This window comes from Salipiger mucosus DSM 16094 (assembly GCF_000442255.1).
Classification (GTDB): Bacteria; Pseudomonadota; Alphaproteobacteria; order Rhodobacterales; family Rhodobacteraceae; genus Salipiger; species Salipiger mucosus.
The window spans coordinates 173134-188576 of sequence record NZ_KE557278.1 but is presented as its reverse complement, the minus strand read 5'-3'; the positions used below and the strand labels follow the sequence as shown (position 1 = coordinate 188576).

Sequence of the window (15443 nt, the reverse complement as noted above, 5' to 3'; positions counted from 1 at the left end):
TCCGATTGTGGACACATTCCTGCGAAGTGTGGCGACTTGGCGTCAGACCAGCGTGCCGGCCAGCGAGTTCGGTCCGCTGTCGGTGATCCGGACCTTGCGCAGGTCGCCCGGCTGCAGGCCCTCTGCCTCGACATGGACGGCGTGGAGGTATTCCGACTTGCCGCCCATCTGCCCGGGCTGCCGCCCTGGCTTCTCGAAGAGCACGCCGACCTCGCGCCCGACCATGGCGTCCTGCAGCGCCCGCTGCTGGCGTGTCAGCAGCGCCTGCAGGCGCTGCAGGCGGTCGTCCTTCTCGTCCTCCGGGACCTGCGGACGCTCGGCCGCCGGGGTGCCGGGGCGCTCGGAATACTTGAACGAGAAGGCCGAGCCGTATTCCACCGCTTCGATCAGGTCGAGCGTCGCGCGGAAGTCCTCCTCGGTCTCCTCGGGGAAGCCGACGATGAAATCGCCCGAGAGGTGCAGGTCGGGCCGCGCAGCGCGCAGGCGCTCGATGACCCGGAGATAGCTTTCGGCGGTGTGCTGGCGGTTCATCCGCTTGAGGATGCGGTCGCTGCCCGCCTGCACCGGCAGGTGAAGATAGGGCATCAGCTTCTCGCAGTCGCCATGCGCGGCGATGAGGTCATCGTCCATGTCGTTGGGATGCGACGTGGTGAAACGGATGCGCTCGAGCCCGTCGATGGTCGCCAGCTGGCGTATCAGCCCCGCGAGCCCCCGATCATGGCCGTGGTAGGCGTTGACGTTCTGCCCCAGCAGGGTGATCTCGCGCACGCCGCGCTCCACGAGGTCGCGCGCCTCGGCCATGACGCGGTCGGCCGGGCGCGACACCTCGGCGCCGCGCGTGTAGGGCACCACGCAAAAGGCGCAGAACTTGTCGCAGCCCTCCTGCACCGTCAGGAAGGCGGTCGGGCCGCGCTTCGCCTTCGACCGGCCCTTGAGCCGCTCGAACTTGTCTTCCTCGGGGAAGTCCGTGTCGAGCACCTTGGCGCCGTTGCCGGCGCGCGCCTCCATCTCGGGCAGGCGGTGATAGCTCTGCGGCCCCACCACCAGGTCCACCATGGGCTGGCGCCGCATGATCTCCTCGCCCTCGGCCTGCGCCACGCAGCCGGCCACGCCGATGCGCAGATCGGGCTTGGCGGCCTTGAGCCCCTTGTAGCGACCCAGCTCGGAATAGACCTTCTCCGCGGCCTTCTCGCGGATGTGGCAGGTGTTGAGCAGGATCATGTCGGCGTCGTCGGGGCGGTCGGTCTGCACGTAGCCCTGTCCGCCCATGGCCTCGGCCATGCGCTCGCTGTCGTAGACATTCATCTGACAGCCATAGGTCTTGATGTAGAGCTTCCTGGGCCCGGTCATGACATACCTCGGGTTGGCGCGGGTTCAGAGCGCGCGCATAGCGCATTCCGCCCCTGCCTTGCAATGCACGAGATTTTCACCGAATCCTTGCACCGGTCCCGCCCGGCGGCCGCCCCGGAGACAGACGATGCATCATCCCTCGCTCGAGGCCTTCCTGAAAGACGCACGCGGCGCCCTCTCCCGGGGCCCGGTGGCTCTGGTCTTCTGCGAGGATGAGGTCGAGGTCGACACGACGCTCCGGCATCATCTGCAGTCGGGCTTCCGCACGGTCGCGGCCTTCATGCCCGCGCACCTGTCGCTGGCCCCCGACGTCGCCGAGACCGTGCACCGCGTCACCTACGATCCGAGCGCCGAGGGCGCCGTGCCGCGCGCCGTCAACGCCGCGATCGCGGCAGCGCCCGGCACCTGGATGTTCTACGGTTACAACGCCGAGTACCTCTTCTATCCGTTCTGCGAAACGCGCTCGGTCCCCGAATTGCTGGCCTTCCACGCCGAGGAACGGCGCGATGCCATGCTCACCTACGTGGTAGACCTCTACGCCGGAGACCTCGACCGCCACCCTGACGCGGTGTCGCTGGACGATGCCTGGATCGACCGGTCCGGCTACTACGCGCTGGCCCGGCCCGACCCGGCCAACCACAACCATCCCAAGGAGCGGCAACTCGATTTTTTCGGAGGACTGCGGTGGCGGCACGAAGAACACGTGCCGCCCGACCGGCGCAAGATCGACCGCATCGCCCTCTTCCGCGCGAAGCCCGGCCTGCACCTGCGGCCGGACCACACCTTCAACGACGAGGAATACAACACCTACGCCTGCCCCTGGCACAACAACCTGACGGCGGCGCTGGCCTCATTTCGCACGGCCAAGGCGCTCAAGCGCAACCCCGGCTCCAGCTTCGACATCCCGACCTTCCGCTGGCACAATTCGACGCCCTTCGAATGGCATTCGCGCCAGCTGCTCGATCTTGGCCTCATGGAACCGGGGCAGTGGTTCTGAGGCGAGGCGCCCGCCTCAGTCGAACTCCTCGGTGATGATGTCGTCGTCGGCCACGCCGAGCTTGCGCAGCGCCGCCTCCATCGCCTCGATCATCGGGTCCGGCCCGCAGACATAGCACTTGTCCCGACCCGGCGTGACATGCTCGCCAAGCAGCGCCTCGTCGATCTTGCCGCGGTGCAGACGGCTTTCCGGCTCGTCGGTCACCACGAAGACCGGCTTGAGACCCGACATCTCGTGGAAGGTGTCCCGCAGGATGATGTCCGCCTCGGTCTTGTTCGAGAACACCAGCGTGTTGCCCTCCAGCGTCCCGTTGCGGCGCAGCTTGTCGCGCAGGATGGCAATGAAGGGCGTGATCCCGGCACCGCCGGCGATGAAGACGCCGTCGCCCGCGTCGTGGATCGCGCCCCAGGGCTCATCGACCAGCACCGTGTCGCCGGGCGTCAGCTTCCCGATCCGGTCGGTCACCCCTTCGTGCCCGTCGGAGCCTTCGGGATAGGACTTGATCACGAAGGCCAGCTCGCGCTCGTCCGGCAGCGAGGTGAAGGTGAAAGGCCGCTTCTCCTCGCGCCAGCCGTCGCGATCCAGGGCCATGTCGACGGCCTGGCCGGGCTCGAAGGAAAATCCCTCGGGCTTGTCGAAGACGAGATGATGGGTGTCATGCGTGACGGGTTCGATGCTTTTCAGCGTCAGCGTCTGGGTCATTGTGACCTCCGTTTGCGAATTCACCGCAAAACGTCCGGCTCATACCCGAGGTTCCCGCCCCGCGCTGCCCGTGCCTTCATCTTTCCGGAAAATACGCCAGGGTGAATTCGCGCCCCAGGCGCGAAGAGGGGCAGCGCCCCTCAACCCCAGAAACCCGTGCCCGGCCCTTGGCCGGGCGCCGCAGGATCACTTCTGGCGCAGGCGGATCACCACGTCCACGGCCGAGATCTCGGCCCCCTCGGGCGCCTCGGGCAGCTTGGCGATCACCAGTTCCGAGGCCGGCGCATCGGTCAGGTGGCCGTCGTCTTCCCAGAAAAAGTGCGGGTGGTCGTGGGTATTGGTGTCGAAATAGCTGCGCGTGCCGTCCACAGTGACCTCCTGCATGAGGCCCGCGTCGCAGAAGGCGCGCAGCGTGTTGTAGACGGTGGCCAGCGATACGCTTTCGCCCTTGTCCTTGACGGCGGCGAAGAGGCTTTCGGCGGTGACGTGGCGGTTCTGACCATCGCCCACGAGCAGTGCCGCCAGCGCCACGCGCTGACGTGTCGGCCGCAGCCCCGCCTGGCCCAGCCACTCCGTTCCCCGCTCGATCGCTTCCGCGTTCATTGCCTTCGGGCTCCTTGCTCGGTTCCGGTATATATAGGGGGCCGACCCCATGGATTACAAACGAAAATGCGGGGCCAGGGCCTCCGCGCGCGGCCCTGTCGCAGGCTTGCAAGGCGCGCGGGCGCGGTGCTAGAGGGGGCGACGATCCGGAAACCAGGAACGAGGGGTTCCTCACGCATGGCCGACTATCCCACCAGCTTCGGCAAGGACGACCTGCTGAAATGCGCCCGCGGCGAGCTCTTCGGCCCGGGCAACGCGCAGCTGCCCGAACCGCCGATGCTGATGATGGACCGCATCACCGACATTTCGGCAGATGGCGGCGCGCACGGCAAGGGCCACGTCCTGGCCGAGTTCGACATCACGCCGGACCTGTGGTTCTTCGAATGCCACTTTCCCGGCAACCCGATCATGCCCGGCTGCCTCGGGCTCGACGGTCTGTGGCAGCTCACCGGCTTCAACCTGGGCTGGCGCGGCTGGCAGGGCCGCGGCTACGCGCTCGGCGTGGGCGAGGTGAAGCTCACCGGCATGGTGCGTCCCGACCGCAAGATGCTGACCTACAAGGTCGACTTCACCAAGGCCGTCCAGACGCGCCGCCTGACCATGGGCGTGGCCGATGGCATCGTCGAGGCCGACGGCGAGGTCATCTACCAGGTCAAGGACATGAAGGTCGCTCTCAGCGAGACCTGACCCTGAGCTGGCCCCCGGCCCGCGCGGCGCAAACGCGCGGCCGGGGTCCGGCGAGAGGGGCCGGCGCCGCATGATCGCACGCGGTCTTCGGCGCCCCAGGGCACGCCCCACCTTGCGCCCGCCGCCCCCATTGCCATAGACAGACCCCCGACAGATCAAGGGAGGCCTCATGCGCCGCGTCGTCGTCACGGGACTGGGCATCGTCTCGTCCATCGGAAACAACGCAGAAGAGGTGCTGGCCTCGCTCAAGGCCGGCCGCTCGGGCATCACCGCCAACGAGCAGATGAAGGAACACGGCTTCCGCAGCCAGATCGCCGGAGACGTGGACATCGACGTGAAGGAACACGTCGACAAGCGCACCCTGCGCTTCATGGGGCCGGGCGCCGCCTATGCGCATATCGCCATGCAGCAGGCCATCGCCGACAGCGGGCTCGAGGAGAGCGACATCTCGAACCCGCGCACCGGCCTCGTGGCGGGCTCGGGCGGTCCTTCGACCAGCGCCCTGCTGACCGCGCACCAGACCGTGCTCAAGACAGGCGGCACCAAGCGCGTCGGTCCCTTCGCCGTGCCCAAAGCCATGTGCTCGACCATCTCGGCGAACCTCTCGACCGCCTTCGCGATCAAGGGAATCAACTATTCGATCACCTCGGCCTGCTCGACCTCGCTGCACTGCATCGGCAACGCCGCCGAGCAGATCATGATGGGCAAGCAGGACGTGATGTTCGCCGGCGGCGGCGAGGAGCTCGACTGGACGCTGTCCTGCCTCTTCGACGCCATGGGCGCGCTCAGCACCAAGTTCAACGACACGCCCGACCGCGCCTCGCGCGCCTTCGACGCGGATCGTGACGGCTTCGTCATCTCGGGCGGCGGCGGCATGCTGGTGCTCGAGGAACTCGAGCACGCCAAGGCCCGCGGCGCCACGATCTATGGCGAGGTCACGGGCTATGCCGCCACCTCCGACGGGCACGACATGGTCGCCCCCTCGGGAGAAGGCGGCGAACGTGCCATGCGGCTCGCGCTCTCGACCCTGCCCGAGGGCCGCGAGGTCGGCTACATCAACGCGCACGGCACCTCGACGCCGGTGGGCGACGTGGGCGAGATCGAGGCGGTCCGCCGTGTCTTCGGCGACGGCAGCACGCCGCCCGTCAGCTCGACCAAGTCGATGACCGGCCACAGCCAGGGTGCCACCGGCGCGCAGGAAGCCATCTATGCGCTGCTCGCGCTCAAGCACGATTTCATCATCCCCTCGATCAACGTGGAGACCCTCGACCCGGCCCTGAAGCCCGAAGAGATCGCCACCGAGCTCAAGGAGAACGCGGGGCTCGACACGGTGATGACCAATTCCTTCGGCTTCGGCGGCACCAACGGCTCCATGCTGATCAGCCGCTTCGACGCATAGGCACAGGACGGAACGGACGGACATGGGCAAGCAACTCGAGGGCAAGCGCGGGCTGGTGATGGGGGTCGCGAACGAGCGGTCGATCGCCTGGGGAATCGCGCAGGCGCTGCACGCGGCGGGGGCCGAGCTGGCCTTCACCTACCAGGGCGAGGGCTTTGGCAAGCGGCTGGCCCCGCTGGCGGAGAGCGTGGGCAGCGACCTGATGGTCGACGTGGACGTGACCGACGATGCCTCGCTCGACGCGGCCTTCGAGGCGATTTCAGCGCGCTGGCCGACCATCGACTTCGTGGTCCATGCCATCGCCTTCTCGGACAAGTCCGAGCTGCAGGGCCGGTTCATGAACACCAGCCGGACCAACTTCAAGAACTCGATGGACATCTCCTGCTACTCGTTCATCGACGTCGCCCGCCGGGCCTATCCGCTGATGTCCGAGAACGGCGGCACGATGCTGACGCTGACCTACCAGGGCTCGCAGCACGTTGTGCCGAACTACAACGTCATGGGCGTGGCCAAGGCGGCGCTGGAATCGACGACGCGCTACCTCGCGAACGACCTCGGCCCCGAGGGCATCCGCGTGAACGCCATCTCGCCGGGCCCCATGAAGACGCTGGCGGGCGCAGCCATCGGCGGGGCGCGCAAGACCTACAAGCACACCGACATGAACGCGCCGCTGCGCGCCAACGCCACGCTCGAGGCGGTCGGCGGGACGGCGGTCTGGCTGGTCTCGGACGCGGGCGCCTGCACGACGGGCGAGATCGTGCACGTCGACGGCGGCTTCCACGTGCTGGGCATGCCGCAGTACGAGAACCTCTGACGACCGGAACTGCACGGCCCCTGCCCCGCCCGGCGGGCGGGGTCCGGGCGCTTCGCCAGGCTCACTCGGTATCGGTGTCGATCTGCTGGATGATCTGACCGGCGAAATCGCCGAGGATCGGCACGAACTCGACCTGCGCCAGCAGCGTGATCAGCAGCGACACGCCGACCGAGGCGCCCAGGAACGAGCCCAGCCCGAAGGCCGCGCCGCGCAGGAACTGGAACCACATCATCCGTCCCTTCGAGGCGTTGATGCGCAGCACCTTCTGCGCGTTGAGCGTCTCGAGGGCATCGGCCAGCCGCGTCATGGCGGCGCGATCCTCGGTCGACAGCGCCGGCGTGGCGGCCTCGGTCGGTCTGATCTGTGTGGTCATCTGGACAACGGTCTCTCGTACGATACTGGACAGGATACCCGGCCGATAGCACGGCCGCGACCCCTGCGCGAGCACCTGACGCAAGGCCGCTAGTCCGGCGGATCGCGCCGCGTGACCGCGCGGCGCGAGGCTTTGAGCCCGTCCTGGAACCCCTCGGCATCGCCGTAGTCGAGGAACTGCGCGTAGCGGTCGTGTGGCCGCGCGACATGGGCTGCATGCTTGATCGGGCACCAGAAGGCCTCGGTCCGCGAGGCGATCTCGCGGACGTAGGAAATCAGCCCGTTGATGTAACCGCAGTAGACGCAGTTCAGCTTCTGCACCGCATTGAGATAGGCCAGGTGGTGGCGGTCGATGCGGATGTGATCGCGGCGCCGCACCTTGGGGATGCCATAGGCCGGGAAGCAGATCGCGTGATAGATCGTCACGCAGAGATCGAGCAGCGCGAAGGGCACGATCAGCGCGTAGATCACCGGCGCCGTGACGATGGTGAGCGGCCGGGCCCGCGCGAGGAAACTGCGCAGCCGCACGCGGAACTGGCGCTGCCATTGCAGCGCCTCGGCCTCGAAGCGGACGCGGTCGTGTTCCAGTCGGTAGCGAAAGGCGATCCTGCGGCGCGAGATCTCGTCTTCCAGTTCCTCGTGCAGGGCGTCGATGCGGCTCAGGATCGTATCGATGCGGGACGTCATGGTCGGCGGGCTCCTTGATCGGGCGGAACGCGGCCAGAATGGCCGCTCGCCTGTTGCGGGGCAATGCGCGAGGCGCGGCCCCGGGCGGCGCGCCGCAGACCACGAGCCCCGATGCGCGTAGACGACGAGACACGCCACGGCCCGCCCGGCGCGGCCTTGACAGGTCCGCAAGCGATCGGCAGGCAGTGGAACTGCCCCGCCACGGCGGCGGCTGACAACAGTCACATGGCGTATTTGAACACGGCGATCACGACCGATCGCGAGAAAGAGTTTTTCAGAGGAGTTTCGGTATGGCGACCACATTCGATTTCGAGGCGGCGATCGGCATCGGCCGCGGGGTGCTGTCCAGTTCGAGGATCCCCGGCACGATCAGCGCAACCATCGATGACGGAGCCATCGACCCGGGCGACGCCGTTCTGATCGCAACGGACAACCAACGTGTGCTGGATGCCGGCGGAGTCAGCGATGCGACCGGTTACTTTCTCGGCAGCGGGAGCTTCGACGGCAATACCGGCCACGTCTTCGGAGACGAGCCGACAGTCTCGGGCAACACCGATTTTCTGATCGTCTTCGAGGAAGAGAACGCGGTCGGCGGCGCGACCGGCTCCGCCATCGTCGACTGGGCCAACGACACCTCGCAGCAAAACCTCGGGTCCGGCGCGCTCCTGCCCGGCAACGCCATCGCGGGCACCTCGGGCGCCGATGTGCTCGACGGGACCTCGGACGGCGACCTGATGCTGGGCTACGCGGGCAACGACACCATTCGCGGCGCCGGGGGCAGCGACGCGATCGAAGGCGGCCCGGGCGACGACGACCTCTTCGGCGGTAGCGGCGACGACGTGCTGATCGGCGGCTCGGGCGCGAACGCCTACGATGGCGGGGCTGGCACCGACGTGGCCGATTATGCCAATGCTCCGGGGCGCGTCCTGGTCGACCTGCAGTCCGACCTGACCGGCGCGGGCTTCCTGAAGTTCTTCGACGCGGGCTTCGTCCAGGGCGACACCTACGAGAGCATCGAATACGTCGTCGGCGGCGCCTACGCCGACAACCTGCGCGGCGACAGCGGCGACAACGTGCTGGTGGGCGGCGGCGTGTCGGACCGGCTTTACGGTCGCGCGGGCGACGACTTGATCAGCGGCAACGACGGGGCGGACGCGCTCTATGGCAACCTCGGCGCCGACATCATGACCGGCGGAAACAGCACCAGCGACGCAAGCGACGACCGCCGCGACCGGTTCATCTATTTCCAACCCGAGGAATCGCCCGCCGGCGCGAACGAACGCGACATCATCACCGATTTCGTGGCCGGCGAGGACCGCATCGAGTTGAGTCGGTTCGACGCCGACACGACGCAGGGTTTCAAGCAAGCCTTCGAGTGGATTGGCGACGCCGCCTTCACCGAGGCGGGCCAGCTCGGTTACCGGCAGGAGCTTGGCATGACCATCGTGCAGGCGGATTTCGACGGCGACGGCGCAGCCGATTTCGAGATCGCGCTGCTCGGCACCCTGGACCTGACCGCCGACGATTTCCTGATCTGACGCGCCGGGACGGCTGTGGGTGCCAGGGCTGGTACCCGCGGCCGGACTCGAACCGGCACGGCCTTCCGGCCTAGGGATTTTAAGTCCCCTGTGTCTACCATTCCACCACGCGGGCCCGGCGCCCTGTCTGGCGGAAAACGGCGCGCTTGGAAAGGGTTTGAACACATCCGCCGGGTCAGGTGACGTCGGCGAGTCCGTCCTCCTTGACCGCCTGCATGGCGACATAGGTCGAAGTGGTCGAAACATGCGGCAGGGTCGAGATCTTCTCGGCCAACACGCGCCGGTAGCTGCGCATGTCGGCGGTGCGCACCTTCATCAGGTAGTCGAAGTTCCCCGCGATCAGGTGCACCTGCTCGATCTCGGGAATCGCGGCCACGGCGGCGTTGAACGCCTCGAGCGAACTTTCCCGCGTATCCGTCATCCGGACCTCGACGAAGGCCACGTGATCAAGACCGAGGCGGATGGGGTCGAGAATCGCGCGATACCCCCGGATGACGCCAAGATCCTCGAGCCTTCGGAGCCGCGCCTGGGTCGGGCTCTTTGACAAACCGATCCGCCTTGCCAATTCTGTAATGGAGATGCGCCCATCGGTGGCGAGCGTGGTTAGAATCGCCCGATCGAACCGGTCGAAGTCCTCGTATTCGCTTTGCATCGCGAAGCCCCGTTGTTTCGGTCGGATCGACCGCGATTGCGGCTCAGTTAGGTCGAAAGGCCCGACAGCTACCCCTTAAGCTAGGGCAAACGCCTGGAGGATACCATGCCAAAAGACACCCGCCCCGATATCCGCGAAGAGATCGACACCGCCATGTACGCCGAGGAGACGGCCACCGTCGCGCGGCTGTGCGAGATGGCGGCGCTCTCGCCCGAGGATCGCGCGGCGATCTGCGGGAACGCGGCCAAGCTCGTGCGCGACATCCGCGGCTCGACCAGTCCGGGGCTGATGGAGGTCTTCCTGGCCGAGTACGGCCTTTCGACCGACGAGGGCATCGCGCTGATGTGCCTCGCCGAAGCGCTGCTGCGCGTGCCCGACGCCGAGACCATCGACGCGCTGATCGAGGACAAGATCGCACCGTCGGACTGGGGCAAGCACATGGGCCGCTCGGCCTCGCCGCTGGTCAACGCCTCGACCTGGGCGCTGATGCTGACCGGCAAGGTGCTTGACCCCCAGCGCCGCCCCGGCCCCGCCGGCCACCTGCGCAACGCCGTAAAGCGGCTGGGCGAGCCGGTGATCCGCACCGCCGTGGGCCGCGCGATGCGCGAGATGGGCGCGCAGTTCGTGCTGGGCGAAACCATCCAGGGCGCCATGAAGCGCGGCGCGAGGCAGGAGGCCAAGGGCTACACCTACAGCTACGACATGCTGGGCGAGGCCGCGCGCACCGAGGAGGACGCGCTGCGCTACCTCGAGTCCTACTCGAATGCCATCGCCGCCATCGGCAAGGCCGCGACCAAGGGCGACATCCGCGACAACCCCGGCATCTCGGTCAAGCTCTCGGCGCTCTACCCGCGCTACGAGGAGGCGCAGCGCGCCGACGTGCTCGAGATCCTGACGCCGCGCCTGCTCCAGCTCTGCGAGCAGGCCGCCAAGCTGAACATCGGGCTCAACATCGACGCCGAGGAAGCCGACCGGCTCTCGCTCTCGCTGGACGTGATCGAACGGGCGGTGGCTTCGGAGAGCCTCGCCGGCTGGCACGGCTTCGGCGTGGTGGTTCAGGCCTTCGGACAGCGGGCGTCGATGGTGCTCGACTGGCTTTACGCGCTGGCGGAGCGCTACGACCGGCGTTTCACCGTGCGTCTGGTCAAGGGCGCCTACTGGGACACCGAGATCAAGCGCGCGCAGGTCGCGGGGCTCGAGGGCTTCCCGGTCTTCACCTCGAAGACGCACAGCGACATCTCCTACATCGCGAACGCCCGCAAGCTGCTGAACATGACCGACCGGATCTACCCGCAGTTCGCAACGCACAACGCGCATACCGTCGAGGCCGTGCTCTACATGGCCGAGGATCGCGACAGCTTCGAGTTCCAGCGTTTGCACGGCATGGGCGAGACGCTGCACGAACTGGTCAAGGACAAGGAAGGCACCCGCTGCCGCATCTACGCACCGGTGGGCGCGCACCGCGACCTGCTGGCCTACCTCGTGCGGCGCCTGCTCGAGAACGGGGCGAACTCGTCCTTCGTGAACCAGATCGTCGACGAGGAGGTGCCGCCCGAGACCGTGGCGGCCGATCCTTTCGAGACCGGCACGCCCAAGCCGCTCAAGCGCGGGCACGAGCTCTTCCTGCCGGAGCGGCGCAATTCCAAGGGCTTCGACCTCGCGCACCGTCCGACGCTGGCGATGATCGACGCGGCGCGCGATCCCTTCCGCACCGCGACGTGGAAAGCGGCGCCGCTGGTCGCCTGCGAGGCGCCGGTGGGCGCGGAAGAGCCCGTGGTGAACCCCGCCGATCCCTCTGACGTCGTTGGCCATGTGACCTGGGCCTCGCCCGAGACGGTCGCGGCGGCGGCGCAGGCCGCACAGCCCTGGGATGCCCCGCCCGAAGTGCGGGCCGAGGCGCTGACCCGCGCCGCCGACCTCTACGAGGCGAACTTCGGCGAGCTCTTCGCGATCCTGCACCGCGAAGCGGGCAAGAGCCTGCTGGATGCGGTGGCCGAGATCCGCGAGGCGGTCGACTTCCTGCGCTACTACGCGGCCCGAGCCGAGGGCGCGCCTGCAGTGGGCCTCTTCGCCTGCATCTCGCCCTGGAACTTCCCGCTGGCGATCTTCACCGGGCAGATGACGGCGGCGCTGGCCGCGGGCAACGCGGTTCTCGCGAAACCCGCCGAGCAGACGCCCCTGCTGGCGCATCGCGCGGCGCAGCTGCTGCACCAGGCGGGCGTCCCCGAGACGGCGCTGCAGCTTCTGCCCGGCGCGGGCGACGTCGGCGCGGCGCTGACCTCGAATCCGCAGGTGGGTGGCGTGGCCTTCACCGGCTCGACCGACACGGCCCAGATCATCCACAAGAGCATCGCCGAGAACCTCGCGCCCGGCACGCCCTTCATCGCCGAGACCGGCGGTCTCAACGCGATGATCGTCGACAGCACCGCCCTGCCCGAGCAGGCGGTGAAAGCGATCCTCGAGTCCTCGTTCCAGTCCGCCGGCCAGCGCTGCTCGGCGCTGCGCTGCCTCTACGTGCAGGAGGACATCGTCGAGAGCTTCACCGAGATGCTGACTGGCGCCATGGACGCCCTGAGCCCCGGCGCACCCTGGGACCTTTCGACGGATCTCGGCCCGGTGATCGACGCCGAGGCGAAGGCGGGCATCACCGACTACATCGAGGCGGCGCGCAAGGACGGCCGCGTCGTGCACCAGATCGACGTGCCGCAGACGGGCCACTTCGTCCCCCCCACGCTCATCCGCGTGAATGGCATCGAGGCGATGGAGCGCGAGATCTTCGGCCCCGTGCTTCATATCGCGACCTTCAAGGCCGACCAGCTGGACCGCGTGATCGACACGATCAACGCCACGGGCTACGGGCTGACCTTCGGCCTGCAGACGCGGATCGACGACCGCGTGCAGCATGTCTCGGAACGGATCGAGGCGGGCAACGTCTACGTCAACCGCAACCAGATCGGCGCCATCGTGGGCAGCCAGCCCTTCGGCGGCGAGGGGCTCTCGGGCACCGGCCCCAAGGCCGGCGGGCCGCTCTACCTCGACCGCTTCCGCCAGCACGCGGCGCCTTCCTCGGGCGGCGGCTGGGACAGCCAGGACAGCGCCGACCGCCTGCAGAAGGCCCTGAAGGGCGCGGCCAAGGCGCCTCAGACCGCGACCGAGGCCCTGCCCGGCCCGACCGGCGAGGCCAACCAGTACACCACGCTGGCCCGTCCGCCGGTGCTGTGCCTCGGGCCCGGCAAGGAAGCCGCCGAGGCTCAGGCCAAGGCGATCCGCGAGTTGGGGGGCGAGGCCGTGGTCGCGCAGGGGACCGTGGCGCCCGAGGCGCTGACCTCGCTCGAGGGCTTTTCGGCGGCGCTCTGGTGGGGCGACGCGGAAACCGCCCGCGCCTGCCGCAAGGCGCTGGCGCGGCGTGACGGGCCCATCGTGGCGCTGGTCACCGGAACGCCCGACACCGGCCACGCCCGGGCCGAGCGGCACGTCTGCATCGACACCACGGCCTCGGGCGGCAACGCCGCGCTGCTGAGCGGCAACATGTAAGCGTCATGCTCCGGGCCCGGCACACGCCCGGCCCGGAGCGCCCGGTCCGCCGAAGGGCGTCTGCCCTTGACGCCCCCGCAAATCGCGCCACTCTGCGCGTGATGTTTCCGATCCGCGATCACAATCCCTCGGGCCGCACGCCCTATGTCACCTACGGGCTGATCGTGGCGAACATCGCGATCTTCCTGAGCTACTGGTCGCTGTTCCAGCAGCCCCGCGCGCTAAACGCCTTCTTCGTCGATTTTGCGCTGATCCCCGCGCTTGTCTCCGAGGGCGCCGGGTTGCCGGGCTTCGTCACCTCGATGTTCCTGCATGGCGGGCTCGCGCATCTCGCGGGGAACATGCTGTTCCTCTTCATCTTCGGCGACAACATCGAGGATGAGATGGGCCATCTGCGCTTTCTCGGCTTCTACCTGGCTTGCGGGCTGCTCGCGGGGGTCACGCACTACGCCATGGCGCCCTTCTCGCCGGTGCCGACGGTGGGCGCCTCGGGCGCCATCGCGGGCGTCATGGGCGGCTACCTGCTGCTCTTCCCGAAGGCGCGGATCGACATCCTCATCATCCTGGTCATCATCTTCAAGGTCCTGCCGGTGCCGGCCTGGATCATGCTTGCGGTCTGGTTCGCGCTCCAGCTCTTCGGCGGCTTCGGTTCGGGCCCCGGCGAGGCCGGCGTCGCCTACTGGGCACATGCTGGCGGCTTCATCGCAGGCATGGCGCTGACCGTGCCGCTCTGGCTGAAGCGCGGCGGTCCGGCCTTCTGGAACCGCACGCACGGGCACCCGCCCCACCCCGAGGCGCGCTACGTCCGGGGACGCACGCATGTCCCCCGCGCGGGCGGGCGCCGCAAGAGAGGTTCGGGCCCATGGTCGAGACGGTAAAGGCCACCTGCCACTGCGGCGCGGTGGAGCTGGGGGTTCAGCTGACGGACGGGCTGAAGACCGCGCGGCGCTGCGACTGTTCCTATTGCCGGCGGCGCGCGGTGCCCGCCGTCTCGGCGCCGCTGGGCGGGGTAGAGGTGCTTCGGGGCGCCGACAGCCTGACACTTTACCAGTTCGGCACCGGCACGGCTCGGCATTACTTCTGTACGGTTTGCGGCATCTACATGTACCACCGCCGCCGGTCGAACCCGAACGAATACGGTGTGAACATGGGCGCGATCGAGGGTGTGAACCCGGCCGAACACGAGCCGATCCCCTGGAACGACGGCGTGAACCATCCCTCCGACCGCTGAGGCGCTGGCTCAGCCCTGGCGGATGACCTTGGCGAAGCTGTCGAAGATGCCGTTGTTCGCGCAGAGGATCGAGCCGCTCTCGAGCGGATCCTGCCCCTCGCGCACGCCGTCGACCAGCGCGCCGGCCTCGCGCACGATGAGCGCGCCGGCCGCGATGTCCCAGATGTTCAGCTCGCGTTCCCAGTAACCCTCGTAGCGGCCCGCGGCCACGTAGGCGAGGTCCAGCGAGGCCGCGCCGAAGCGGCGCACGCCGGCGCATTCCGGCATCAGGCGGCCGAGGTCGCGCAGGGTCGCGGGAAGCGTGTTCTTGGCGGCGTAGGGGATGCCGGTGGCAAAGACCGCCTCGACCATCCGCGTGCGGCCCGAGACGCGCAGGCGGCGCGAGTCGTTCAGCCAGGCGCCGGCGCCCTTCTCGGCGTAGAACATCTCGTCCTTGGCGGGGTCGAAGACCACGCCCGCGACGATCTCGCCCTTGTGCTCGAGTGCGATCGAGACCGCCCAGTGCGGCAGGCCGTGCAGAAAGTTCGTCGTGCCGTCGAGCGGATCGACGATCCAGCGGCGCGTCGGGTCCTTGCCGTCCTCGCCACCGCTTTCCTCGCCCAGCCAGCCGTAGTTCGGCCGGGCGTCCATCAGCTCTTCCTTGAGGATCTTCTCGGACGCGATGTCGGCGCGGGACACGAAGTCGCCCGCCCCCTTCATCGAGACCTGCAGGTTCTCGACCTCGCGGAAGTCCTTGACCAGCGAGCGACCCGCCTTGCGCGCCGCCTTGATCATGATGTTGATATTGGCACTGCCCTGCATGGTCTTGGCCCTCGGAACTGGTTCAGGCCGCGCGTATACGCGGCCCGTTCGCGATTGCCAAGGCCCGAGCGGGCGC

At 68.2% G+C, this 15443-nt stretch carries 15 protein-coding genes and 1 tRNA gene; 8 read left to right on the top strand and 8 right to left on the bottom strand.

Going from position 1 to position 15443, the window contains the following annotated elements; genetic code table 11:
* Nucleotides 1-42: 42 nt before the first annotated feature.
* Nucleotides 43-1350: a tRNA (N6-isopentenyl adenosine(37)-C2)-methylthiotransferase MiaB gene (miaB, locus tag SALMUC_RS16545; protein ID WP_020038486.1), complete on the bottom strand. Its 1308-nt coding sequence runs from the start codon at nt 1348-1350 to the stop codon at nt 43-45.
* Nucleotides 1351-1477: 127 nt separating this feature from the next.
* Between miaB and SALMUC_RS16540 the strand changes: the two genes are divergently transcribed.
* Nucleotides 1478-2347, top strand: coding sequence for a hypothetical protein (locus SALMUC_RS16540; RefSeq protein WP_020038487.1), 870 nt, complete (start codon nt 1478-1480; stop codon nt 2345-2347).
* 15 nt (nt 2348-2362) lie between these two features.
* Here the strand turns inward: SALMUC_RS16540 and SALMUC_RS16535 are convergent, their stop codons facing one another.
* Together SALMUC_RS16535 and irrA are read right to left on the bottom strand one after the other, a co-directional pair.
* Nucleotides 2363-3049: an FAD-binding oxidoreductase gene (locus tag SALMUC_RS16535; protein ID WP_020038488.1), complete on the bottom strand. Its 687-nt coding sequence runs from the start codon at nt 3047-3049 to the stop codon at nt 2363-2365.
* Between the two features lie 186 nt (nt 3050-3235).
* Entirely contained in the window at nt 3236-3652 is a 417-nt protein-coding gene (gene irrA / locus SALMUC_RS16530; RefSeq protein ID WP_020038489.1) for an iron response transcriptional regulator IrrA, read from the bottom strand.
* Nucleotides 3653-3829: 177 nt separating this feature from the next.
* Here irrA and fabA point away from each other — a divergent pair, with 177 nt between their 5' ends.
* The 3 genes from fabA (at nt 3830) to SALMUC_RS16515 (ending at nt 6552) form a co-directional block, all read left to right on the top strand.
* Entirely contained in the window at nt 3830-4339 is a 510-nt protein-coding gene (gene fabA, locus SALMUC_RS16525) for a bifunctional 3-hydroxydecanoyl-ACP dehydratase/trans-2-decenoyl-ACP isomerase (RefSeq protein ID WP_020038490.1), read from the top strand.
* 169 nt (nt 4340-4508) lie between these two features.
* Complete coding sequence (gene fabB, locus SALMUC_RS16520; protein WP_020038491.1) at nt 4509-5738, top strand: beta-ketoacyl-ACP synthase I; 1230 nt, start codon at nt 4509-4511, stop codon at nt 5736-5738.
* Between the two features lie 22 nt (nt 5739-5760).
* Entirely contained in the window at nt 5761-6552 is a 792-nt protein-coding gene (locus SALMUC_RS16515) for an enoyl-ACP reductase FabI (RefSeq protein ID WP_020038492.1), read from the top strand.
* 61 nt (nt 6553-6613) lie between these two features.
* Here the strand turns inward: SALMUC_RS16515 and SALMUC_RS16510 are convergent, their stop codons facing one another.
* Both SALMUC_RS16510 and SALMUC_RS16505 read right to left on the bottom strand, forming a co-directional pair.
* A complete protein-coding gene (locus SALMUC_RS16510; RefSeq protein ID WP_020038493.1) occupies nt 6614-6925 on the bottom strand; it encodes a DUF5665 domain-containing protein in 312 nt (103 codons plus the stop codon).
* A gap of 89 nt (nt 6926-7014) precedes the next feature.
* Nucleotides 7015-7611, bottom strand: coding sequence for a hypothetical protein (locus SALMUC_RS16505; RefSeq protein WP_020038494.1), 597 nt, complete (start codon nt 7609-7611; stop codon nt 7015-7017).
* 290 nt (nt 7612-7901) lie between these two features.
* Between SALMUC_RS16505 and SALMUC_RS16500 the strand changes: the two genes are divergently transcribed.
* Nucleotides 7902-9149 (top strand): calcium-binding protein, encoded by a 1248-nt coding sequence (locus SALMUC_RS16500; protein WP_020038495.1) that lies wholly within the window; start codon nt 7902-7904, stop codon nt 9147-9149.
* A gap of 29 nt (nt 9150-9178) precedes the next feature.
* Here SALMUC_RS16500 and SALMUC_RS16495 read toward each other — a convergent pair.
* Nucleotides 9179-9264: transfer RNA gene (locus SALMUC_RS16495), tRNA-Leu, on the bottom strand.
* Between the two features lie 60 nt (nt 9265-9324).
* Complete coding sequence (locus SALMUC_RS16490; RefSeq protein WP_020038496.1) at nt 9325-9801, bottom strand: Lrp/AsnC family transcriptional regulator; 477 nt, start codon at nt 9799-9801, stop codon at nt 9325-9327.
* 105 nt (nt 9802-9906) lie between these two features.
* Here SALMUC_RS16490 and putA point away from each other — a divergent pair, with 105 nt between their 5' ends.
* The 3 genes from putA (at nt 9907) to SALMUC_RS16475 (ending at nt 14566) form a co-directional block, all read left to right on the top strand.
* A complete protein-coding gene (putA, locus tag SALMUC_RS16485; protein WP_020038497.1) occupies nt 9907-13335 on the top strand; it encodes a bifunctional proline dehydrogenase/L-glutamate gamma-semialdehyde dehydrogenase PutA in 3429 nt (1142 codons plus the stop codon).
* Between the two features lie 101 nt (nt 13336-13436).
* Complete coding sequence (locus SALMUC_RS16480; protein WP_020038498.1) at nt 13437-14213, top strand: rhomboid family intramembrane serine protease; 777 nt, start codon at nt 13437-13439, stop codon at nt 14211-14213.
* Entirely contained in the window at nt 14198-14566 is a 369-nt protein-coding gene (locus tag SALMUC_RS16475; protein ID WP_020038499.1) for a GFA family protein, read from the top strand. Before SALMUC_RS16480 ends, SALMUC_RS16475 begins: the two co-directional genes overlap by 16 nt.
* 9 nt (nt 14567-14575) lie before the next feature.
* On the opposite strand, the gene SALMUC_RS16470 is transcribed toward SALMUC_RS16475, so the two are convergent.
* Entirely contained in the window at nt 14576-15367 is a 792-nt protein-coding gene (locus SALMUC_RS16470) for an inositol monophosphatase family protein (RefSeq protein ID WP_020038500.1), read from the bottom strand.
* Between the last annotated feature and the right edge of the window lie 76 nt (nt 15368-15443).

Coding starts and splice junctions, on each gene's coding strand:
- SALMUC_RS16500 (WP_020038495.1), top strand. CDS start 7,902: ATGGCGACCACATTCGATTTCGAGGCGGCGATCGGCATCGGCCGCGGG.
- miaB (WP_020038486.1), bottom strand. CDS start 1,350: ATGACCGGGCCCAGGAAGCTCTACATCAAGACCTATGGCTGTCAGATG.
- putA (WP_020038497.1), top strand. CDS start 9,907: ATGCCAAAAGACACCCGCCCCGATATCCGCGAAGAGATCGACACCGCC.
- SALMUC_RS16470 (WP_020038500.1), bottom strand. CDS start 15,367: ATGCAGGGCAGTGCCAATATCAACATCATGATCAAGGCGGCGCGCAAG.
- SALMUC_RS16480 (WP_020038498.1), top strand. CDS start 13,437: ATGTTTCCGATCCGCGATCACAATCCCTCGGGCCGCACGCCCTATGTC.
- fabA (WP_020038490.1), top strand. CDS start 3,830: ATGGCCGACTATCCCACCAGCTTCGGCAAGGACGACCTGCTGAAATGC.
- irrA (WP_020038489.1), bottom strand. CDS start 3,652: ATGAACGCGGAAGCGATCGAGCGGGGAACGGAGTGGCTGGGCCAGGCG.
- SALMUC_RS16540 (WP_020038487.1), top strand. CDS start 1,478: ATGCATCATCCCTCGCTCGAGGCCTTCCTGAAAGACGCACGCGGCGCC.
- SALMUC_RS16535 (WP_020038488.1), bottom strand. CDS start 3,049: ATGACCCAGACGCTGACGCTGAAAAGCATCGAACCCGTCACGCATGAC.
- SALMUC_RS16515 (WP_020038492.1), top strand. CDS start 5,761: ATGGGCAAGCAACTCGAGGGCAAGCGCGGGCTGGTGATGGGGGTCGCG.
- SALMUC_RS16510 (WP_020038493.1), bottom strand. CDS start 6,925: ATGACCACACAGATCAGACCGACCGAGGCCGCCACGCCGGCGCTGTCG.
- SALMUC_RS16490 (WP_020038496.1), bottom strand. CDS start 9,801: ATGCAAAGCGAATACGAGGACTTCGACCGGTTCGATCGGGCGATTCTA.
- SALMUC_RS16505 (WP_020038494.1), bottom strand. CDS start 7,611: ATGACGTCCCGCATCGATACGATCCTGAGCCGCATCGACGCCCTGCAC.
- SALMUC_RS16475 (WP_020038499.1), top strand. CDS start 14,198: ATGGTCGAGACGGTAAAGGCCACCTGCCACTGCGGCGCGGTGGAGCTG.
- fabB (WP_020038491.1), top strand. CDS start 4,509: ATGCGCCGCGTCGTCGTCACGGGACTGGGCATCGTCTCGTCCATCGGA.